The following is a 20,119-nucleotide window of genomic DNA, read 5'->3' on the forward strand; positions in this document are numbered from 1 at the left end:
CGAGGATCAGCGCCGCCCGCCTCACTTCTTGTCTCCGGTGGGCGGCGTGCCGGCCTGCTGCGATCCGTAGGCCGTGCCCCAGCCCCAGACCTCGGCGCCCGTGCCGCGGTGCAGGACGCGGGTGCGGAAGATGTCCGCCACCACGTCGCCGTCGCCGGCCAGCAGCGCCTTGGTCGAGCACATCTCGGCGCAGGCGGGCAGCTTGCCTTCGGCCAAGCGGTTGCGGCCGTACTTCTCGAACTCGGCCTCGGAGCCGTTGGCCTCGGGGCCGCCGGCGCAGAAGGTGCACTTGTCCATCTTGCCGCGCGCGCCGAAGGTGCCCTGCGACGGGAACTGCGGCGCGCCGAAGGGGCAGGCGTACGAGCAGTAGCCGCAGCCGATGCACACGTCCTTGTCGTGCAGCACTACGCCCTCGTCGGTGCGGTAGAAACATTGCACGGGGCAGACGGCCATGCAGGGCGCGTCGGAGCAGTGCATGCAGGCCACCGAGATCGACTTCTCGCCCGGCAGGCCGTCGTTGAGCGTGACCACGCGGCGCCGGTTCACGCCCCATGGCACCTCGTTCTCGTTCTTGCAGGCGGTGACGCAGCCGTTGCACTCGATGCAGCGTTCGGAATCGCAGACGAACTTCATTCTTGCCATGGGATTTCCTTATGCTTTCTCGATGTTGCAGACCGTGGTCTTGGTCTCTTGCATCATGGTGACGCTGTCGTAGCCGTAGGTCGTGCCGGTGTTGATCGCCTCCCCGCGCACGATGGGCGCCGCGCCCTTGGGGTAGTAGGCGAGCATGTCCGCGCCCTGCCAGTGGCCCGAGAAGTGGAAGGGCAGGAACACCGTGTCGGGCCCCACGCGCTCGGTCACCAGGGCCTGCACGTTGAGCTTGGCGCCGGTGGGGGTGTGCACCCAGGCGCGCTCACCGTTGCGGATGTTCTTCTCGGCCGCCACCTTCGGATTGATCTCGACGAACATCTCCTGCTGCAACTCGGCGAGCCAGGGATTGGAGCGCGTTTCTTCGCCACCGCCCTCGTACTCCACGAGCCGCCCCGAGGTCATGATGTACGGGAATTTCTCGGCAATCTTGTCGGCGATGTTCTTCTGCTGGACGCTCTTGTAGAGCGTGGGCATGCGCCAGAAGGCCATCTTGTCGTCGTGCGTCGGGTACTTCACGGCCAGGTCGGGCCGGGTGCCGTAGAGCGGTTCGCGGTGTTGCGGAATGCCATCCGGGAAATTCCACACAACGGCCCGTGCCTTGGCATTGCCGAAGGGATGGCAGCCGTGGTTCTTCATGAACACGCGGATCATGCCGCCTGAACTGTCGGTCTTCCAGTTCTTGCCTTCGGCCTTGGGCTTCTCGGCGTCGGTCAGCTCGTCCCACCAGCCGAGCTTCTTTAGCAGCAGGTGGTCGAGTTCTGGATAGCCCGTGGTGATGTCGGCGCCCAGCGAGTGCGAACCGTCCTCGGCCAGCAGGTTCTTGCCGTTGCGCTCGACACCGAAGTTCGCGCGGAAGTTGCCGCCGCCGTCCATCACGTGCTTGGACGGATCGTAGAGATTGGGCGAGCCGGGATGCTTGAGCTCGGGCGTGCCATAGCAGGGCCAGGGGAGGCCGAAGTAATCGCCCGTCATGTCGTAGCCGTTGACCTTGTCCTTCACGGAGCCCTTGGCCTTGAGCGTGCGCACGTCGAAGGCGGCCATGTTGCGCATGTGCGCCTGCAGCCGTTCCGGACTCTGGCCCGTGTAGCCGACGGCCCAGCACGACTTGTTGATCTCGCGCAGGATGTCGTCGGGCACGGGCTCGTCCATGCCCTTGACCTTCTGCATCTTGTAGTTCTTGCTGAGCTCCTTGCCGAAGCCCAGGCGGTCGGCGAACTGCTGCATGATCATGTGGTCGCTGCGGCTCTCCCACAGCGGCTCGATGACCTTCTCGCGCCACTGGATCGACCGGTTCGACGCCGTCACCGATCCGCTGGTCTCGAACTGCGTGCAGGCCGGCAGCAGGTACACCGCGCGGTTCGCGTTGGCGTCCTCGGGCCTTCCCGGCATCGCTGCCATGGCGGCGGTGGCCGAGGGATAGGGATCGACCACCACCAGCAGGTCCAGCTTGTCCATGGCCCGCTTCATCTCGAGGCCGCGCGTCTGCGAGTTGGGCGCGTGGCCCCAATAGAAGACGCCGCGCAGGTTCGAGTCCTGGTCGATCAACTCGTTCTTCTCGAGCACGCCGTCGATCCAGCGCGAGACCGTGATGCCGGGCTTGCTCATCATCGCGGGCGATGCGAAGCGGCCCTTGATCCATTCGAAGTCCACGCCCCAGGCGGCGGCGAAGTGCTTCCAAGAACCTTCGACCAGGCCGTAGTAGCCCGGCAGCGAATCAGGATTGGGGCCGACGTCGGTGGCGCCTTGCACGTTGTCGTGGCCGCGGAAGATGTTGGTGCCGCCGCCCGACTTGCCCACGTTGCCCAATGCGAGTTGCAGGATGCAGGAAGCCCGCACGATGGCATTGCCGATGGTGTGCTGCGTCTGGCCCATGCACCAGACGATGGTGCCGGGGCGGTTCTCGTTGAGCATCGTGGCGACCTTCAGCACCTGCGCCTCGCTCACGCCGCAGGCCTCCTCGACCTTGTCGGGCGTCCACTTGCTCATCACTTCCGCACGGACCTCTTCCATGCCGTAGACGCGGTCGTTGAGATAGCGCTTGTCTTCCCAGCCGTTCTTGAAGATGTGGTGCAGGATGCCGAAGAGAAATGCGATGTCCGAGCCAGAGCGGATGCGCACGTACTCGTGGGCCTTGGCTGCCGTGCGGGTGAAGCGTGGATCGACCACGATCATCTTGCAGCCGTTTTCCTTCGCGTGGAGCATGTGCAGCATGCTCACCGGATGCGCTTCGGCCGCGTTCGAGCCGATGTACATCGCGACCTTCGCATTGCGCATGTCGTTGTACGAATTGGTCATGGCGCCGTAGCCCCATGTGTTCGCCACGCCCGCGACCGTGGTCGAGTGGCAGATGCGCGCCTGGTGGTCGCAGTTGTTGCTGCCGAAGAAACTCACGAACTTGCGCAGCAGGTAGGCCTGCTCGTTGCTGTGCTTGCTCGAACCGATCCAGTAGATCGCATCGGGACCGCTGGCCTTGGTGAGCTCCTTGAGCTTGGCAGTGATTTCGTCGAGCGCGGTATCCCAGCTGATTCGCTCGTACTTGCCGTTGACCAGCTTCATCGGATAGCGCAGGCGGTATTCGCCATGGCCGTGCTCGCGCAGCGCGGCACCCTTGGCGCAGTGAGCGCCCAGGTTGATGGGGGAGTCGAAGACCGGCTCCTGCCGCACCCACACACCGTTCTCGACCACCGCATCGGAAGCGCAGCCGACCGAGCAGTGCGAGCACACCGTGCGCTTGACCTCGATCTTGCCGGCGCCGATGGCGACGGGCCGGCCATCGGCGGCCCGAGCCTTCTGGATCAGCGTGAGCTGGCTGGCAGCAAGGCCCACGCCGACACCGAGGCCGGAGCGCCGCAGGAAGGCGCGCCGGTCCATGGTGGGCAACGCATTCGCGAGCCCGCGCCGCAGGCTGTGGACAAAGGGTGAGGTGGCGGTGGACGGATCGGAGGCACGTGGACTCGCGGTGCCCGGGGATTTTCTTGTCAGAAGCACAGGGACTCCTCAGGCTGAAGCGGTTGCGTAGTAGCGCTTGACGTGCTCGCTCAGGGAATAGCCACCGCCATTCTCGGGCGGGGGCGGCAAGGAGGGAGCGGCGGTGGCGACGGGCGCCTCGACAACGACCTTCGGCAGCACCGTGACTGCCGCTGCGGCGGCGCCGGCGGTGGCGGCACCGAGAAAGAATCCCCGGCGGGAGGCCGGCTTGAGACCGGCGTTTTGGCTGTCCTGCATCTTGACTCCAGGAGTGGCTAGGCTCGACACGTTATGAAATGCGCGAGTGCTTTTGGATACTAGACCAGCAACACGTCACGGGCAACCCGATTTCCCCTTCCCTCAGGCCAGCATGTCGAAGGCCTGCGCCTCGACTTCGCCGAACGCGCGCGTGAAGATGGCGAGCGCCCCGTAGAACCGGGCCTTCGGATGCTGGGCGACAGCGTCGCACAACGCGGGCAGCAAGGGCTGGATGTGTTTCGAGAACATAGCCTGTTGTTGTGTAAGGTTGGCGACCGCCACGTCTTCGCCGGCGATCAGGTAGCGCATCACCTCGAACAGGCAGGCGATGTGGTCCTCGGTTTCGTAGGTGGCCTCGGTACGCGCAAGACCCAGTCGGTCGAGGTCGTGACGCAGTTGCACGAGTGGCTTGTCGTTGAGGAAGCCGCTCAGGTAGTGCGAGCCGAAAAGGAAGACATCGGGCTTGCCGATGCCGCCGAAGAGCGCGTCGTACTCGTCGTGCGCGGCGGCCACGCTGGTGTTGCGCGCAACGCCGACCAACTGGCGCCACGGCTCCTCCAGAAAGGCGCCCGCGGCCGGGGCCTCGGTAGGCGCAACCTGGAACGCTTCCAGCAGCCCGGCATCGGGTGCCGCGTACCAGAGCCGCGCGAGGAGACCGTAGAGCTCGGCGCGCGCCACCTCCTCGTCGAGTGCAGAAGACGCAGGAAAAGTCTGGCTCATAGCGGGGCGATCTTCACTTCGTTGGTGGCGCTGTAGAGGTCGATGACCCGGCAGTCGCTGCACATCTTGAGCCGTTCCAGCGCCTCGCCCTGGAACATCGCATGACCGGCCAGCTTGCCGAGCATGGCCTCGATTGCTTTCTGCGTGCCGAAGGGCTTGCTGCACCGGATGCATGCCCAAGGCTTTGCCTCGTTGAGAAGCACCTGCTGCTTGCGTTCGGGCGAAGCCAGCAGGCGTGGCACGAGCGAAACGGCATCCTCGGGGCAGGTGGTCTCGCACAAGCCGCATTGAACGCAGTTCTTCTCGATGAAGCGCAACTGCGGTGCGCTCTGGCTGTCCAGGAGTGCGCCCGACGGGCAGGCGCTGACGCAGGCCAGGCACAGCGTGCACTTCTCCTTGTCGACCGCGATGGCCCCGAGGGGCGAGCCCGCGGGCAGCGCCAAAGCCAGCGGTGCATCGGCCGGCGTCTGCAGGGCGGGCGCTGCACCCATCAGATGATCGAGCGCCATCTCGAGCCGGTCGCGCTTGCCGGCGGCGATGGCGAAACGGGCCGGGGTGGCAGGCAGGCGCTGTGCGGTGGTGCGCAAGCCGGCGAGCGCGGTATCGAGCGCAGTCGTCGAATCGGCCTCGATCACGCGGAAGTGCGTTCCGGTGTAGCCTAGGCCCAGCAACAGCGCCTGTGCGATCTCCGCCTGCTTCCTGAGCGCCGCGAGGTACTGCGGCGCCTCTTCGCCGGTACAGAGCACCGCCACCTGCGAAGCGCCGAATGCTATCGCGCTGAGCCACAGGTCGATGCCGGTGCTTGCCGCGTGAAAGAGGTCCACCGGAATCACCCGCGCCGGCACGCCTTGGGCCTTGCCCAGCTGCGCCTGCCGCCCGAGCTGCTCGACCAGCGCCTGGCCGCCTTCCTGGCTGTGCAGCAGCAACGCGGCATCGCGCCCGCCCGCTGCGATGTAGGTGGAGAGCAGCTTGCGCAGCTTGAGCCCCTGGTCGGGCGCGCGCGGGTAGGTGTAGCCCAGCGCGCCCGTCGGGCACACCGTGGTGCAGGCGCCGCAGCCGACGCACAGGTTCGGGTTGACCAAGATGCGCTGGCGCTGCTTGTCGCTGGCGATGGCATGGGCCGAGCACACCTCGACGCAGGCATTGCAGCCGACCACCTCATTGCGGCTGTGTGCGCAAAGGTTTTGCTTGTAGTCGAAGAACTTGGGCTTTTCGAACTCCCCGACCAGCTCGCGCAGGCGCATCAGCGTCCGCAGGCCCTCTGCATGCGCGACACCGCCCGGCAGGTGGAAGTAGCCCTGCGGCGGTGCGTGCCAGTCGATGCGCGGCGCGGTGCCGAGATCGAGCACCAGGTCGAACGCCGCGTCGAGCACCTGCGGCTCGCGCGCGAAATTGATCGCACCGGCCACAGAGCAGGCACGCTCGCAATCGCGGTGCGACGTGCAGCGCGCGTTGTCGATCTGGTAGTCCAGCCCGATCGCCTGCTCGGGGCACGCGACCACGCAGGCATTGCAGCGCGTGCACAGGTCCAGGTCGATCGCGTTGTCGCGCGTGCAGCGCAGCGTGAAAGCGCCGAGCCAGCCTTCGAGCGAATCGATGCGGCCCGCAATCACCGGCCAGCGGCGCTCCTGTGTGCCGCCGATCACGCCCGGCCCCTGCGACAGGAGCGTCACGTCCAGCGTATCGCCGACCAGTGCCGCGGCGCGCTCGGCTTCGTCGAGCGCACCGATGATCAGCAGCCGGCCCCGGCTGATGTAGCTCACGGTCGAGACGGGCTCCGGATCGGGCAGGCCAGCCGCGGCCAGCAGCGCCGCGATCTTCGGCATCGCGCTCCTTGCGTCGCGGCTCCAGCCGCCCGTCTCGCGGATGTTGACGAAGCGAATCGGCGAGGTCGCGTCGGGCGTCTGCGCGGCGAGCTCGCCGAACAGCCGCTTCTCCTGGGTGCAGGCAACGATCACCTCATCGCCGGACTGGATGGCACGCTGGAAGGAAGCCGCTTCGCGGCGGCACAGCGCCGAATGCAGGGGAAGGGTTTCAGCCAGTGCCGCGCCGAGCGTCTTCGGCTCGAGCGGCATCGTCTGGTTGCAGTCGCAGATCAGCGTGGTGGTCATCGGTTTCTTGGCTGGCTGGTTGCGCATCGGCAACTGGCGGGCTGGGAGGCTTCCCGGAATCAGTGGACTGTGCCACGTCCTCTGCCCCCATGAGCTCGGGGGTTTCAGGGGGAATGTCTTCGGGCTCCTCGTCGAAGAGCTTCAGGAACTTGGCGCTCGCCATCTGGCGCAGCATGCTGTCGGGCAATGGTGTGGGCTTGGAGTAGTCATCGATGTAGGTGTCGAGGCCGTCCATCACATTGAAATGCGGATCGGCGAAGAGCTTGCGCAAGGCCGCGTTCTTGACCTCGGGCGCCACCTCCCTGGCCAGGAACGGCTTGTAGTCGGATTCGATACCCAGCCCCTCCACATCCGCGAGCGTCAGGGGCGGGGCTTTCGCCAGTTCCTCTGAAACAGGAGCGGCATGGGGGGACGAAGCCTGGGGCACAGCGGTGAGTTCCGCTGCCGGCACCGGGACAGGCGCCAACTCCGGTGCGGTTTTCGCTTCGACTGTTGCCTCGACCGCCCGCACCTCTTGCTTGCGTCGTGACCATCGCCCGAGAAAACCCTCAGACATCTCCCGCTCCCCGCCCGCGCTTCTTCTCGGTCGTCACGCTCGCGGCGTTGCCGAAACGGTCGACCAGCGGCCTGAAACTCTCGGGCCGCCGACGGCGCTTGGGCTCGATCACATAGTGTTCGTCCACGAAAGCGCGCACCCAGTCGATCACGTCCGAAGGCGCAGGGATCTGTTCGACGGTTTCCTGCGCGTCGAGCCAGCGCCCGGCCTCGTAATAGCTGAGCGTCACCACGACCGGGCGCGGAATCGGCTCGGGCGCAAGCGTTGCCTCCTCGTCCATTCGCCAGAGCACGAACCAGCATGGCGCCGGCGTGCTCGCGTTGAGGTGATAACCCTCGGCCTCGTCGCGGAACAGCTCGACCTTGAAGCCGGGATGGAGCCAGCGCTGCTCGCCCGCGTCGTCGTGCAGCAGGCGCGGTTCGGTGCCGAAACCGGGCGCGTCGGGCATCACGCTGTCGAGCGTCCAGCGCCAGGGCTGCCAGTGGCTTGAAGGGCCATGAAGGCGCTCGCGACGCATGACGACCGCCACGTCGAGTGTCGGGCGGCCGCCGGCCGCTGTTGCAGGAGTGTCCGAAGAAGGCATTGGACGAACGATAGCCCAAGGCACGAAAGCCAGCGAGAGGTATTCCCCGATCCCGAAGCCGTACCCTGCAACGAACTACAGCGGAAAAGCAGGGAGGCGGCGTCCGTGGTGGCGTAGGATTTCGCATGCCCACACTTGAAGACGAAGAGCCGCTGGCCTTCGACGCGCTCCAGTTGCCTCTGCGTGCCGACGCGCCTCGCCTGAGCCACGCGCGCGCCCCCCTGCTGCGCCGCATCGAAATCGTCGACCAGCACGGAGAACGCCGCGACATCGATATTCCGGCCGAGCGGCCGTTGACTGTGTTCGTGGACAAGCGCGAGCTCGTGACGCTGATGACCTTGGGCGCCTCGCCGGAACTGCTGGTGCTGGGCTACCTGCTCAACCAGGACCTGATCCAGCGCGCAAGCGAAATCCAGAGCATCGATGTCGACTGGAGCGTCGATGCAGCCGCCGTGAAGACGCATCGCGGCGTCAGCGACCTCGGAGCGAAGACAGCGCGACGGGTCGTGACCACGGGTTGCGGGCAAGGCACCGTCTTCGGCGATGCGATGGCCCAGATCGATGCCATCCAGCTGCCGACGGCGCAATCCGCGCGCATCGCGCAAGGCGCGCTGCTGCGCATTCTCGAATCGATGCGGTCGCGCCACAGCGTGCATCGGCAAGCCGGGTCGGTGCATGGCTGCGCGCTGTTTCGCGGGACCGACATGCTGGTCTTCGTGGAAGATGTCGGAAGGCACAACGCCATCGACACCATCGCGGGTTGGATGGCGGTCCATGGCATCGACGGCGGCGACAAGGTCTTCTATACGACAGGGCGCTTGACGAGCGAGATGGTGATGAAGTCGGCCCACATGGGTGTGCCGATCATCGCCTCTCGCAATGGCGTGACCGCGATGGGCCATGAGCTGGCCAAGAGGCTTGGCATGACGCTGTTCGGGCGTGCTGCCAATCGCCACTTCCTGTGCTACTGCGGCTTTGAGCGCTTCGATGCCGAACCGCTACCGCATGGGACGGCACAGGCGCTCATCGCGGACTGACGTTCGGAATCGACCATCGAACAGCTGTCCCGGTCCTGAGGCGCAGCCGCTGTCGAGCACGCGGCACAGGGTGCCAATCTTGAAAGTCATGGCCGCACCATCTCGCCAGGGAACCAGCGCGGCAAATGTGCCGTTGCGTCGTGCAGCGAGTCCAGCACATGGAAGGCCCGTTCGACGATCGACGCGGGCGGGTGCTTGAGGTCCGGCACGATCACGACGCGGAGCCCCGCCGCCAGCGCGGCCTTGGCGCCGTTCTCGCTGTCCTCGAAGGCGATGCACTCCGCCGGGTCCACGCCCAGCCGCGAGGCCGCGAGCAGGTAGAGCGCCGGATCGGGCTTGGCGCGCGCCACCTCGTCGCCGCCTGCGAAGGCATCGAAGTGATGGAGCACATCGAGGCTTCCAAGGCAGGCCTGGATCTGCCCGCTGGTCGACGACGAAGCCACCGCGCAACGCGTGCCGCGCTGGCGCAATGCGGTCAGGAACTCGGCCGCGCCGGGCTTGATGGGAAAGAGCGGCGTGCCGTCGGAGCGCTCCAGTTGCAGTCGCTTGCGGACATGGGCGATCGCATGGCGGTAGGCGTCTGGCCCACCGAGCAGCGAACCGAGGATCACCTCGGACTCCACCGTGGCAAGGCCGACGACCTGCAGGTACTGGGTGTGAGAAAGCTCGATGTCGAGCGTGCGGGCCGCTTCGATCCAGGCGGCCATGATGGGCCGCTCCGAATCGATGAGGAGCCCGTCCATGTCGAAGATGGCGGCGGCAAACATGGAGCGATCCTAAGCCAGCGCGCGACGGCATCGAAAAAGAAAAAAGGGGCCCGAAGGCCCCTTGTCGAGAACGCCCGCAGTCCGCCGCTCAGTCGCGTACCAGCGCCCGGTTCAATCCCAGCGCCGCCAGCGTACCGGCCGCGCCCGAGAGCAGGTAGACGCTCACGTAGGCCAGCCCGAAGTTCGCCGACAGCCCCAGCGCGACCAGCGGTGCGAACGCAGCGCCGATCAGCCAGGCCAGGTCGGCCGTGAGGGCTGCGCCGGTGTAGCGGTACTTGGGTTCGAAGTTCGAGGTCACGGCACCTGCAGCCTGGCCGTACGACAGGCCCAGCAGCACGAAGCCCAGCAGGATGAACACGTCCTGCCCGATGCGGCCGCCGTCGAGCAGCGTGGGAGCGAAGCCACTGAACACCGCGATCATCGCGGCCAGGCCGCCCAAAGTGAAACGGCGTCCCACGCGGTCGGCGATCAGGCCCGAGGCCACGATGCCCCCGGCACAGAACACCGCGCCGATCATCTGCACGATCAGGAATTCAGTGATCGACTGGTCGGAGTACAGCGTGATCCACGACAGCGGGAACACGGTGATCAGGTGGAACAGCGCATAACTGGCCAAGGCTGCGAACGCGCCGATCAGCAGGTTGGCGCCCTGCGAGCGGGTGAGCTCGACCACGCTGGTGGGCTGCAGCTCGCGCTCTTCGAGCAGGCGCGAATACTCTTCGGTGGCCACCAGGCGCAGACGCGCAAACAGCGCCACCACGTTGATCGCGAAAGCCACGTAGAAGGTGTAGCGCCAGCCCCAGTCGAGGAATTCCTTGATCGAGAGGCTTGCGTAGAGGTACGCGAACAGCGCACTGGCAATGAAGAAGCCGATGGGCGCGCCCAACTGGCCCAGCATGGCGTACCAGCCGCGGCGATTGGGCGGTGCGTTCAGCGCCAGCAGCGACGGCAGGCCGTCCCACGAGCCACCGAGCGCCAGGCCCTGGCAGAAGCGGAACACCGACAGCAGCACGATTGCCGTGAACCCGAGGCTCTCGTAGCCCGGCAGGAACGCAATGCCGGCCGTCGACGTGCCCAGCAGGAACAGCGCGATGGTCAGCTTCGTTTCGCGGCCGAATCGTCGCTGGATCGCCATCGAGATGACAGTTCCGAACGGCCGTGCAATGAAGGCGAACGAGAAGACCACGAACGCGTAGAGGATTCCCTCCAGTCGCTGCTCGAACGGGAAGAATACGTACGGAAACACCAGCACCGAGGCGATGCCGTAGACGAAGAAGTCGAAATATTCGGAGGCGCGGCCGATGACCACGCCGACCGCGATCTCGCCCGGGGCGATGTGCGAGTGATCGGCGTCGCCACTCTGGCTCAGGCTGGCGCCGTTTCCGGACGTGTTCGGCACAGGCTGTGCGCCTTGCGGACTGATGCTGGACGTCGTCGTCATTGCGTTTTGTAATTCGGGTGTCACCGGCAGTGACAAAGGTAGACCATTGAACAGAGGCTCCAAGCGTCTCACCGAACGGGGATTCCCGCCATAGGACAAAACGTCCAATAGGCGGCGGGAACCTTTGGTCGTAGATTGTGGAGTCTTTGCGCAGCCCACGCACCTCTTTCTTTCTCTTCGGCATGCCCACCCTCCACTCCCTTCGCCGATGGCTCGTCTTGCTTCCCCTCGCCTTGCTGGCGGGCTGCAACACGGTGCTCATGAACCCCTCCGGCGACATCGCCAACCAGCAGGGCCGACTCATCGTCGTCTCCACGGTGCTGATGCTGATCATCATCATCCCGGTGATCGCGCTGACCATCTTCTTCGCCTGGCGCTACCGCCAGTCGAACAAGGAAGCCACCTACAGCCCCGACTGGGACCACTCCACCCAGCTCGAACTCGCGATCTGGGCGGCACCGCTGCTGATCATCATCGCGCTCGGCGCGATCACCTGGATCAGCACCCACACGCTCGACCCGTACCGGCCCCTCAGCCGCCTGGACGCCAAGCGCCAGATCTCGCCCGAGACCAAGCCGCTGGTGGTCGAAGTGGTGGCGCTCGACTGGAAATGGCTCTTCATCTACCCCGAGCAGGGCATCGCCACGGTGAATGAGCTGGCCGCGCCGGTGGACGTGCCGATCAGCTTCAAGATCACCGCTTCCTCGGTGATGAACTCCTTCTTCATCCCCGCGCTGGCCGGCCAGATCTACGCCATGCCGGGCATGGAGACCAAGCTGCACGCGGTGATCAACAAGCCGGGCGAATTCGAAGGTTTCTCGGCCAACTACAGCGGCGCGGGCTTCTCGGGCATGCGCTTCAAGTTCCACGGCCTGAGCCACGGCGATTTCGACCAGTGGGTTGCCAAGGTCAAGGCCGGCAAGGAAGGCGAGCTCACCCGCGAGGGCTACATGAAGCTCGAAGTGCCGAGCGAGCGCGAGCCCGTGCGCCACTACGCCACTGTCGACGCCGAGCTGTACAGCGCCATCCTCAACCGTTGCGTCGACCGCAACAAGATGTGCATGAGCCAGATGATGGCCATCGACGCCGACGGCGGCATGGGCAAGCCCGGCGCCTTCAACGTCGCCACCATGCAGAGCTGGCAACCCGACACCCTCAACTCGCCCAAGCGTCAATACGTCACGGCGATGTGCACCACCGAAGAATGACGATGCTTGCGAACCTTGACCTGACGAAGCTCGTCTTCGGCCGCCTCACGTGGGAGGCGATTCCCTACCACGAGCCCATCCTGCTCGCGACCTTCGCGGCCGTGGTGCTGGGCGGCCTGGCCCTTCTGGGCGCCCTCACCTACTTCAAGGTCTGGGGTGTCCTGTGGCGCGACTGGATCACCAGCATCGACCACAAGAAGATCGGCATCATGTACATCATCCTCGGGCTGGTGATGCTGCTGCGCGGCTTTGCCGACGCGATCATGATGCGGGCCCAGCAGGCCTTCGCCTTCGGCGACAACGCGGGCTTCCTGCCGCCGCACCACTACGACCAGATCTTCACCGCCCACGGCGTGATCATGATCTTCTTCGTGGCGATGCCGCTGGTCACGGGCCTCATGAACTTCGTGGTGCCGCTGCAGATCGGCGCGCGCGACGTGGCCTTCCCGTTCCTGAACAACTTCAGCTTCTGGATGACCACCTTCGGCGCGGGCCTGGTGATGGCGTCGCTGTTCGTCGGCGAGTTCGCAAAGACCGGCTGGCTGGCGTATCCGCCGCTGTCGGGCATTCTCTTCAGCCCCGACGTGGGGGTCGACTACTACATATGGTCATTGCAGATAGCGGGGGTAGGCACCTTGCTCTCTGGCGTGAACCTGCTGGCCACCATCGTGAAGATGCGCGCGCCCGGCATGACCATGATGAAGATGCCCGTCTTCACCTGGACCGCCCTGTGCACCAACGTGCTGATCGTGGCGGCCTTCCCGGTGCTGACCGCCGTGCTGGCCCTGCTGTCGCTCGACCGCTACGTCGGCACCAACTTCTTCACGAACGACCTGGGCGGCAACGCCATGATGTACGTGAACCTGATCTGGATCTGGGGCCACCCCGAGGTGTACATCCTGATCCTGCCGGCCTTCGGCATCTTCTCGGAAGTGGTCTCCACCTTCTCGGGCAAGCGCCTCTTCGGCTACGCCTCGATGGTGTACGCCACGGTCGTGATCACGATCCTGTCGTACCTCGTGTGGCTGCACCACTTCTTCACCATGGGCTCCGGCGCCAGCGTGAATTCGTTCTTCGGCATCACGACGATGATCATCTCGATCCCGACGGGCGCGAAGATCTTCAACTGGCTCTTCACCATGTACCGCGGCCGCATCCGCTACGAGCTGCCCATGATGTGGACCATCGGCTTCATGATCACCTTCGTGATCGGCGGCATGACCGGCGTGCTGCTGGCCGTTCCCCCGGCCGACTTCGTGCTGCACAACAGCCTGTTCCTGATCGCCCACTTCCACAACGTGATCATCGGCGGCGTGCTGTTCGGCATGCTGGCAGGCATCACCTACTGGTACCCGAAGGCCTTCGGCTACAAGCTGGATCCGTTCTGGGGCAAGTGCTCGTTCTGGTTCTGGATCATCGGCTTCTGGTTCGCCTTCATGCCGCTGTACATCCTGGGCCTGATGGGCGTCACCCGCCGCATGAGCCACTTCCAGGACATGTCGCTGCAGATCTGGTTCCAGATCGCCGCCTTCGGCGCCGTGCTGATCGCGCTGGGCATCGCCTCCTTCATCATCCAGCTGGTGGTGAGCTACATCCGCCGCGAGTCGCTGCGCGACACCACGGGCGATCCGTGGAACGGCCGCACGCTCGAATGGTCGACCTCCTCGCCGCCGCCGGCCTACAACTTCGCGTTCACCCCGCGCATCCATGACAACGATGCCTGGACCGACATGAAGCGCCGCGGCTACGAGCGTCCGCTCGAGGGCTTCACGCCGATCCACATGCCCAAGAACACCAGCGCCGGCTTCATCATCGCGGCCCTGGCGGCGGTGTGCGGCTTCGCACTGATCTGGCAGATGTGGCTCGTGGCGGGCATCGGCTTCGTCGCCATGCTGGCCGCAGTGATCATCCATACCTTCAACTACAAGCGCGACTACTACATCCCCGCTGAGGATGTGGTTCGCACCGAGGGCGAACGCACCCGCCTGCTGGGAGCCGCCCATGTCTGACACCACCGCTCTCCAGACGCCCGCGGGCGTGCATGCGCACAGCGACCAGACGGGCAAGCCGCCCGTGTTCGAGCTGTTCCACGTCGGCAACGACCACCACCCGGAAAACGGCACGCTGCTGGGCTTCTGGCTCTACCTGATGAGCGACTGCCTCATCTTCGCGTGCCTCTTCGCGGTGTACGGCGTGCTGGGCCGTAACTATGCGGCCGGCCCCTCGGGCGCCGACCTGTTCGACCTGCCGCTGGTGGCGATCAACACCTCGCTGCTGCTGCTGTCGTCGATCACCTACGGGTTCGCGATGCTCGAGATGCAGAAGAAGCGCATGGGCGGCGTGCTCGTGTGGCTGGCCATCACGGGCCTGCTGGGCGCGGGCTTCATCGGCCTCGAGCTCTACGAATTCGCGCACCTCTTGCACGAAGGCGCGGGCCCGCAGCGCAGCGCGTTCCTGTCGTCGTTCTTCGCACTCGTGGGCACCCACGGCCTGCACGTGAGCTTCGGCATCATCTGGCTCATCGTCCTGATGATCCAGTTGCCCAAGCACGGCTTCACCGCCGCGAACCGCCGCCGCCTGATGTGCCTGTCGATGTTCTGGCACTTCCTGGACGTCGTGTGGATCGGCGTCTTCACTTTTGTGTATTTGATGGGATCGATGGCATGAGCGCCCACACCGACACCGCCGCGCACGGCCATGGCGCACACGATGGCCACGACGACCATCACGACGATGGCCCCGTGAGCCACAGCACCTTCAAGGGCTACATGACCGGCTTCGTGCTGGCCGTGATCCTGACCGCAATTCCGTTCTGGCTCGTCATGGGCAAGGTGATCCCGAGCGCGAACACCACCTCGCTCATCATCCTGGGCTTCGCCGCGGTGCAGATCGTGGTGCACATGATCTATTTCCTGCACATGGACGCCAAGTCCGAGAGCGGCTGGAACATGCTGGCGCTGATCTTCACGATCGTGCTCGTTGTCATCACGCTGGCCGGCTCGCTCTGGGTCATGTATCACATGAACACCAACATGATGCCGATGTCGGTGCACGACATGAAGAACATGCCTTGACGACCCCGCCGCCAGACCTCCCCAGCCACAACCCACCGGCCGGCCGCCCGCGCTCCGCGGCCGCCCGGGTGGCACTGGCGGTCTGCGCGGTGCTGGCCTTTGCCGGTTTCTTCGCGCTCGGCACCTGGCAGGTCGAGCGCCGGGCCTGGAAGCTCGATCTCATCGCCCGCGTCGACCAGCGCGTGCACGCTCCGGCCGCCGAGCCCCCCGCGCGCGCCGACTGGCCGCAAGTGAACGCGGCCAACGACGAATACCGCCATGTGCGCCTCACCGGCACCTTCCTGCACGACAAGGAAACCCTGACGCAGGCCAGCACCCGGCTTGGCGCCGGCTTCTGGGTGCTGACGCCATTGCGTGCGGCCGATGGGACCGTGGTGCTGATCAATCGCGGCTTCGTGCCGCCGGAAGCGCGCGAACGCGCAAGCCGCGCGGCCACCGAGGCGCAGGGCGAAGTCACCGTCGCCGGCCTCCTGCGCATCACCGAGCCCAAGGGCGGGTTCCTTCGCAAGAACGACCCCGCCGCCGACCGCTGGTTCTCGCGCGACGTGCGGGCCATCGCAGCCGCACGCGGGCTCGACAACGCAGCGCCCTACTTCGTCGATGCCGAGGCCGATCCGTCGCTCTCGCCCGAGACGGCTGACTACCCCGTGCGCGGCCTCACGGTCATCGCCTTTCCCAACAGCCACCTGGTCTACGCCCTCACCTGGTACGGCCTCGCGCTGATGGTCCTGGGCGGCGCGTGGTTCGTCTGGCGCGACGAGCGCAAGCGCGCCGGGCGGGCTCTCGGCGGCAGCGGCGAAAATGCGCCCCATGCCGACCCCAGCCCCCGCCCCGATGCGCATCGCGACTGACGCCGTGGCCGCGGTCGCGGGCGAGCTGCACGCCCCCCGCGCCGGCGTGGCGAGCCTGGACAACGCCACCGGCCACAAGAACATGCAGCAGCTGATCCAGCTGCGCTGGTTCGCGGTGGTCGGGCAGGTGGCCACCATCCTGGTGGTGCACTACGGCTTCGGCATCCGGCTGCCGCTGGACAACATGCTGCAGGTGCTCACCTGCCTCGCGCTCTTCAACATGGTGAGCCTGCTGCGCTCGCGCACCCACCGCCGGGTGACCAACGGCGAGCTGTTCCTGGCGCTGCTGGTCGACGTGGCCACGCTCACCGCGCAGCTCTACCTGAGCGGCGGGGCCACCAACCCGTTCGTCTTTTTGTACCTGCTGCAGGTGATCCTGGGCGCGGTGCTGCTGAAGGCCTGGTCGACCTGGACCATCGTGGTCATCACCAGCCTGTGCTTCGCGGGCTTGGCGCTCTTCTCGCGTCCGCTCGCGCTGCCGCTGGACCACCACCGGGGCCTCTGGAGCCCCTACATCCAGGGGATGCTGGTGTGCTTCGCGCTCAATGCGGCGCTGCTGGTGATCTTCATCACCCGCATCAGCGGCAACCTGCGCGCACGCGATGCGCGGCTGGCCGACCTGCGCCAGCGCGCGTCCGAAGAAGAACACATCGTGCGCATGGGCCTGCTAGCCTCCGGCGCCGCGCACGAACTGGGCACGCCGCTCGCCACGCTGGCGGTGATCCTGGGCGACTGGCGCCGGCTGCCGCACTTCAACTCCGACCCCGAACTGCTGACCGAGGTGGCCGAGATGGAACTGCAGATCCAGCGCTGCAAGAGCATCGTGAGCGGCATTCTCCTGTCGGCCGGCGAGGCGCGCGGCGAGTCGTCCGAAGAAACCACGGTGAGCACCTTCCTTGACGACCTCGTGGAAGAGTGGCGCACCACGCGTCCGGTGGAAGAGTTCGACTACGACAACCGCTTCGGACACGACCTGCCCATGGTCTCCGACTCGGCGCTCAAGCAGATGATCTGCAACGTGCTCGACAACGCGCTGGAGGCCTCGCCTCACTGGCTGCGCCTCGAGGCGGCGCACGATGCCGACGACCTCACGATCACAGTCACCGACGCGGGTCCGGGGTTCCTCCCGGCGATCCTCAAGGAGTTCGGCAAGCCCTATCAGTCGAGCAAGGGCCGGCCGGGCGGCGGGCTCGGACTGTTCCTGGTCGCCAACGTGGCGCGCACCCTGGGCGGCCGCGTCGCGGCGCGCAACCGGCCCGAGGGCGGCGCCATCGTGACCGTCACGTTGCCGCTCGCAGCCATCGTGCTGGAAGAAGAGGAAGCCGACGACGCGGAGATTGCGGGCGTCGAGCCCATCGCCAACGCCAAGCCATGACCGAAACCGCCGAAGCCCAACGCCAGTTGCTGATCGTCGAGGACGATGATGCCTTCGCGCGCACGCTCAGCCGCTCCTTCGAGCGCCGCGGCTATGCGGTGGCGCACGCGAGCAACCTCGAGGAGGTCCAGGCGCTGCTGGAGACCCGATCGCCAGAGCAATCGCCCGGCTACGCGGTGGTCGACCTCAAGCTCAACGGCGAGGCCTCGGGACTGGCCTGCGTGCAGACGCTGCACCGGCACAACCCGAAGATGCTGATCGTGGTGCTCACGGGCTTCGCCAGCATCGCCACCGCGGTGGAGGCCATCAAGCTGGGCGCTTGCCACTACCTGGCCAAGCCCTCGAACACCGACGACATCGAGGCCGCCTTCGGCCGCGCGACCGGCACGACAGAGGTGGAGCTGACCAACCGCTCGACCTCGATCAAGACGCTCGAATGGGAGCGCATCCACGAGATGCTGGCCGAGACCGGCTTCAACATTTCCGAGACTGCGCGGCGTCTTGGCATGCATCGGCGCACATTGGCGCGCAAACTCGGCAAACAGCAGGTCAAGTAACATGATCTGCCGGTTTCGCGTGGATTGCGGAACCAAAACCGATTCTCGAGGTTCTGTTCCTGATGACGAATAGCCCATCCACGCAGCTGCAGCCCCTTCCCGTCGATCCGAAGAAGCAGCCCTCTGCGGCGCGCGACCAGACCGGGATGGAAGAGCTCTTCAACGCCCTGAGCCACGGCCTCGGCCTGCTGCTGGCGATTGCCTCGCTGCCGATCCTGATCTACAGCGCCGCGCAGAAGGGCCAGGCCGCAAGCGTGGTCGGCGTCTCGCTCTTCGCGGGCACGGCCATCGTGCTGTACCTGATCTCCACGCTGTACCACGCGCTGCCCATTGGCCGGGCCAAGGCCTGGTTCAACCGGCTGGATCACGCGGCCATCTACCTCTTCATCGCGGGCAGCTACATGCCCTTTCTGTTCGGCGTGCTGCGCGGGCCGTGGGGCTGGACGCTGTTCGGCGCGATCTGCGCTGCCGCCGCGCTGGGCGTGGGCGCCAAGCTGTTCAACCGGCTGCAGCATCCGCTGTGGTCGACCGGGCTTTATGTGGCAATGGGCTGGATGGCGCTGATGGCGGCGGTGCCACTCTACGAGCGCATGTCACCGGCGGGGCTGGGCTGGCTCGTGGCCGGTGGGCTTTTCTATACCGCGGGTGCCGTCGTCTTCCTGTTCGACAACAAGGTGCGCTTCGCCCATTCGGTGTGGCACCTGTTCGTGCTCGCCGGCAGCACCTGTCATTTCTTCGCCGTGCTCTGGCATTCGCACGGCTGAGCTTTCTCTTTCAATAGTGCGGCGGTAGCTCGTCGCGCAGGTTGCGCGCCGCCCCGTCCTGGCCCGCGTTCTGGCTCTGCTGCCGCAGGTGCGCCACCTGCTGGATCAGGCTGTCGATCTGCTGCTGTTGCCGGTAGATCGTCATGTTCAGCTGTTCCAGCAGGTCGTCGGCGTAGCTCGACTTGATCTCGAGTTCGGTGAGGCGCTCCGCGAGCTCGTTCGGTGGATAGTCCATGCCGCTATTGGACAGGAAGATCCACCGATTCCTCGTGACATCCCGTTCAATGCTTGATCTTCGCTTCGAGCAGGTCGCCCATTCCGATGCGGTGCGCGAAGTCGATCCGCACGCGCTCCGACACCTCGAACACTTCCCTCGCGCCATCGCTCACGAAGTCGATCACCGAGCGCATCGGGCGCTGGCCGGCCGGCAGGCCCACGATGCGCACGATCTCGTCGGCCACGGCCTGCGGATCGGCGTCGTCGGGCATCAGTGCCGAGAGGCTCTGGCCGATCCGGTCCATCACGCCGTCGTAGCGGCTGTAGGCGGCGGTAGTGGCGGCGTCGGCGGGCTTGCCGGCGCTCGGGAAGTGGTCGGTGCCCTTGGTGAAGGCGCCGGGCACCATGATCGAGGTCTCGATGCCGAAGCGCGCGATCTCGTAGGCCAGCGTGACGGCCAGCGAATCCATCGCCGCCTTGGCCGCGCCGTACGGGCCCATGAACGGCGGGAAGCCGCCCTTGGTCGTGCTGCTGCTGATCCACAGCATCAAGCCGGACTCCTGCTTCCGCAGATACGGCAGCACCGCGCGGTTCACGCGCTGGGCGCCGAGCACGTTGGTGTCGAACACCTTGACGATTTCTTCGGGCGTGAAGGCCTCGGTCGGGCCGACCACGAGGTGGCCGGCGTTCTGCATCACCACGTCGATGTGGCCCTGCTCGCGAACGATGGTGGCGGCGGCCGCATCGGCCGATGCCTGCGAGAGCACGTCGAGTTCGAGCGGGTGGAGTTGCAGGCCCTTGGCCGCGGCGTAGCTGCGCATTTCTGCGGCGCGGCCACTGTTGCGGCCCGCGATGTCGCGCATCGATGCGTAGACCACGTGGCCGGCCTCGGCCAGGGATTGGGCGCTGAGCTTGCCGATGCCGGTGCCTGCGCCGGTGACCAGGATGATTTGCTTTTGCATGGTGTTTCTCCGAAAGGTTGA

The 20,119-nt window shown here is 66.0% G+C and carries 20 protein-coding genes; 9 read left to right on the top strand and 11 right to left on the bottom strand.

The window, feature by feature from the left end; genetic code table 11:
* Positions 1-21: 21 nt before the first annotated feature.
* From fdh3B to ACSFA7_RS25165, 7 genes are all read right to left on the bottom strand, one after another.
* A complete protein-coding gene (gene fdh3B, locus ACSFA7_RS25135) occupies positions 22-642 on the bottom strand; it encodes a formate dehydrogenase FDH3 subunit beta (protein ID WP_176658089.1) in 621 nt (206 codons plus the stop codon).
* A gap of 9 nt (positions 643-651) precedes the next feature.
* Positions 652-3,639 (bottom strand): formate dehydrogenase subunit alpha, encoded by a 2,988-nt coding sequence (locus tag ACSFA7_RS25140; RefSeq protein WP_435501883.1) that lies wholly within the window; start codon positions 3,637-3,639, stop codon positions 652-654.
* 9 nt (positions 3,640-3,648) lie between these two features.
* Complete coding sequence (locus ACSFA7_RS25145; RefSeq protein ID WP_435501884.1) at positions 3,649-3,876, bottom strand: formate dehydrogenase; 228 nt, start codon at positions 3,874-3,876, stop codon at positions 3,649-3,651.
* A gap of 102 nt (positions 3,877-3,978) precedes the next feature.
* A complete protein-coding gene (locus tag ACSFA7_RS25150; RefSeq protein ID WP_435501885.1) occupies positions 3,979-4,596 on the bottom strand; it encodes a TorD/DmsD family molecular chaperone in 618 nt (205 codons plus the stop codon).
* A complete protein-coding gene (locus tag ACSFA7_RS25155; protein WP_435502119.1) occupies positions 4,593-6,671 on the bottom strand; it encodes a 4Fe-4S dicluster domain-containing protein in 2,079 nt (692 codons plus the stop codon). The genes ACSFA7_RS25150 and ACSFA7_RS25155 overlap by 4 nt, the downstream gene beginning before the upstream one ends.
* Positions 6,631-7,263, bottom strand: a complete 633-nt coding sequence (locus tag ACSFA7_RS25160) for a DUF3306 domain-containing protein (protein ID WP_435501886.1) — start codon at positions 7,261-7,263, stop codon at positions 6,631-6,633. Before ACSFA7_RS25160 ends, ACSFA7_RS25155 begins: the two co-directional genes overlap by 41 nt.
* A complete protein-coding gene (locus ACSFA7_RS25165; RefSeq protein WP_435501887.1) occupies positions 7,256-7,846 on the bottom strand; it encodes a DUF3305 domain-containing protein in 591 nt (196 codons plus the stop codon). The genes ACSFA7_RS25160 and ACSFA7_RS25165 overlap by 8 nt, the downstream gene beginning before the upstream one ends.
* 125 nt (positions 7,847-7,971) lie before the next feature.
* Here ACSFA7_RS25165 and ACSFA7_RS25170 point away from each other — a divergent pair, with 125 nt between their 5' ends.
* Positions 7,972-8,883 carry a formate dehydrogenase accessory sulfurtransferase FdhD gene (locus tag ACSFA7_RS25170; protein ID WP_435501888.1) on the top strand — a complete coding sequence of 304 codons (912 nt, stop codon included), beginning with the start codon at positions 7,972-7,974 and terminating at the stop codon, positions 8,881-8,883.
* Positions 8,884-8,969: 86 nt separating this feature from the next.
* Here the strand turns inward: ACSFA7_RS25170 and ACSFA7_RS25175 are convergent, their stop codons facing one another.
* Positions 8,970-9,650 carry an HAD family hydrolase gene (locus ACSFA7_RS25175; RefSeq protein ID WP_435501889.1) on the bottom strand — a complete coding sequence of 227 codons (681 nt, stop codon included), beginning with the start codon at positions 9,648-9,650 and terminating at the stop codon, positions 8,970-8,972.
* 88 nt (positions 9,651-9,738) lie between these two features.
* A complete protein-coding gene (locus tag ACSFA7_RS25180) occupies positions 9,739-11,091 on the bottom strand; it encodes an MFS transporter (protein WP_435501890.1) in 1,353 nt (450 codons plus the stop codon).
* A 182-nt stretch (positions 11,092-11,273) separates the two neighbouring features.
* Here ACSFA7_RS25180 and cyoA point away from each other — a divergent pair, with 182 nt between their 5' ends.
* From cyoA to trhA, 8 genes are all read left to right on the top strand, one after another.
* Positions 11,274-12,299, top strand: a complete 1,026-nt coding sequence (gene cyoA, locus ACSFA7_RS25185) for a ubiquinol oxidase subunit II (protein ID WP_435501891.1) — start codon at positions 11,274-11,276, stop codon at positions 12,297-12,299.
* Positions 12,296-14,308: a cytochrome o ubiquinol oxidase subunit I gene (gene cyoB, locus ACSFA7_RS25190; protein ID WP_435501892.1), complete on the top strand. Its 2,013-nt coding sequence runs from the start codon at positions 12,296-12,298 to the stop codon at positions 14,306-14,308. The genes cyoA and cyoB overlap by 4 nt, the downstream gene beginning before the upstream one ends.
* Positions 14,301-14,966, top strand: a complete 666-nt coding sequence (gene cyoC, locus ACSFA7_RS25195; RefSeq protein ID WP_206175079.1) for a cytochrome o ubiquinol oxidase subunit III — start codon at positions 14,301-14,303, stop codon at positions 14,964-14,966. The genes cyoB and cyoC overlap by 8 nt, the downstream gene beginning before the upstream one ends.
* A complete protein-coding gene (gene cyoD / locus ACSFA7_RS25200) occupies positions 14,963-15,373 on the top strand; it encodes a cytochrome o ubiquinol oxidase subunit IV (protein WP_435501893.1) in 411 nt (136 codons plus the stop codon). Before cyoC ends, cyoD begins: the two co-directional genes overlap by 4 nt.
* Positions 15,370-16,224: an SURF1 family protein gene (locus ACSFA7_RS25205; protein ID WP_435501894.1), complete on the top strand. Its 855-nt coding sequence runs from the start codon at positions 15,370-15,372 to the stop codon at positions 16,222-16,224. The genes cyoD and ACSFA7_RS25205 overlap by 4 nt, the downstream gene beginning before the upstream one ends.
* Entirely contained in the window at positions 16,208-17,599 is a 1,392-nt protein-coding gene (locus ACSFA7_RS25210; protein WP_435501895.1) for an ATP-binding protein, read from the top strand. The genes ACSFA7_RS25205 and ACSFA7_RS25210 overlap by 17 nt, the downstream gene beginning before the upstream one ends.
* Positions 17,596-18,156: a response regulator transcription factor gene (locus tag ACSFA7_RS25215; protein WP_435501896.1), complete on the top strand. Its 561-nt coding sequence runs from the start codon at positions 17,596-17,598 to the stop codon at positions 18,154-18,156. Before ACSFA7_RS25210 ends, ACSFA7_RS25215 begins: the two co-directional genes overlap by 4 nt.
* Positions 18,157-18,218: 62 nt before the next feature.
* On the top strand, positions 18,219-18,920 hold the full coding sequence (trhA, locus tag ACSFA7_RS25220; protein ID WP_435501897.1) for a PAQR family membrane homeostasis protein TrhA: 702 nt from the start codon (positions 18,219-18,221) through the stop codon (positions 18,918-18,920).
* Between the two features lie 10 nt (positions 18,921-18,930).
* On the opposite strand, the gene ACSFA7_RS25225 is transcribed toward trhA, so the two are convergent.
* Positions 18,931-19,155 carry a SlyX family protein gene (locus ACSFA7_RS25225; RefSeq protein ID WP_042580573.1) on the bottom strand — a complete coding sequence of 75 codons (225 nt, stop codon included), beginning with the start codon at positions 19,153-19,155 and terminating at the stop codon, positions 18,931-18,933.
* Positions 19,156-19,201: 46 nt separating this feature from the next.
* Entirely contained in the window at positions 19,202-20,098 is an 897-nt protein-coding gene (locus ACSFA7_RS25230; protein WP_435501898.1) for an SDR family NAD(P)-dependent oxidoreductase, read from the bottom strand.
* Between the last annotated feature and the right edge of the window lie 21 nt (positions 20,099-20,119).

The organism is Variovorax trehalosi (genome assembly GCF_051216415.1).
Taxonomy (GTDB): domain Bacteria; phylum Pseudomonadota; class Gammaproteobacteria; order Burkholderiales; family Burkholderiaceae_C; genus Variovorax.

Bases quoted from the DNA above. Each gene is read 5' to 3' on its own strand.
- fdh3B (WP_176658089.1), bottom strand. From the start codon at position 642: ATGGCAAGAATGAAGTTCGTCTGCGATTCCGAACGCTGCATCGAGTGC.
- ACSFA7_RS25145 (WP_435501884.1), bottom strand. From the start codon at position 3,876: ATGCAGGACAGCCAAAACGCCGGTCTCAAGCCGGCCTCCCGCCGGGGA.
- ACSFA7_RS25150 (WP_435501885.1), bottom strand. From the start codon at position 4,596: ATGAGCCAGACTTTTCCTGCGTCTTCTGCACTCGACGAGGAGGTGGCG.
- ACSFA7_RS25155 (WP_435502119.1), bottom strand. From the start codon at position 6,671: ATGCCGCTCGAGCCGAAGACGCTCGGCGCGGCACTGGCTGAAACCCTT.
- ACSFA7_RS25160 (WP_435501886.1), bottom strand. From the start codon at position 7,263: ATGTCTGAGGGTTTTCTCGGGCGATGGTCACGACGCAAGCAAGAGGTG.
- ACSFA7_RS25165 (WP_435501887.1), bottom strand. From the start codon at position 7,846: ATGCCTTCTTCGGACACTCCTGCAACAGCGGCCGGCGGCCGCCCGACA.
- ACSFA7_RS25170 (WP_435501888.1), top strand. From the start codon at position 7,972: ATGCCCACACTTGAAGACGAAGAGCCGCTGGCCTTCGACGCGCTCCAG.
- ACSFA7_RS25175 (WP_435501889.1), bottom strand. From the start codon at position 9,650: ATGTTTGCCGCCGCCATCTTCGACATGGACGGGCTCCTCATCGATTCG.
- ACSFA7_RS25180 (WP_435501890.1), bottom strand. From the start codon at position 11,091: ATGACGACGACGTCCAGCATCAGTCCGCAAGGCGCACAGCCTGTGCCG.
- cyoA (WP_435501891.1), top strand. From the start codon at position 11,274: ATGCCCACCCTCCACTCCCTTCGCCGATGGCTCGTCTTGCTTCCCCTC.
- cyoB (WP_435501892.1), top strand. From the start codon at position 12,296: ATGACGATGCTTGCGAACCTTGACCTGACGAAGCTCGTCTTCGGCCGC.
- cyoC (WP_206175079.1), top strand. From the start codon at position 14,301: ATGTCTGACACCACCGCTCTCCAGACGCCCGCGGGCGTGCATGCGCAC.
- cyoD (WP_435501893.1), top strand. From the start codon at position 14,963: ATGAGCGCCCACACCGACACCGCCGCGCACGGCCATGGCGCACACGAT.
- ACSFA7_RS25210 (WP_435501895.1), top strand. From the start codon at position 16,208: ATGCGCATCGCGACTGACGCCGTGGCCGCGGTCGCGGGCGAGCTGCAC.
- ACSFA7_RS25215 (WP_435501896.1), top strand. From the start codon at position 17,596: ATGACCGAAACCGCCGAAGCCCAACGCCAGTTGCTGATCGTCGAGGAC.
- trhA (WP_435501897.1), top strand. From the start codon at position 18,219: ATGACGAATAGCCCATCCACGCAGCTGCAGCCCCTTCCCGTCGATCCG.
- ACSFA7_RS25225 (WP_042580573.1), bottom strand. From the start codon at position 19,155: ATGGACTATCCACCGAACGAGCTCGCGGAGCGCCTCACCGAACTCGAG.
- ACSFA7_RS25230 (WP_435501898.1), bottom strand. From the start codon at position 20,098: ATGCAAAAGCAAATCATCCTGGTCACCGGCGCAGGCACCGGCATCGGC.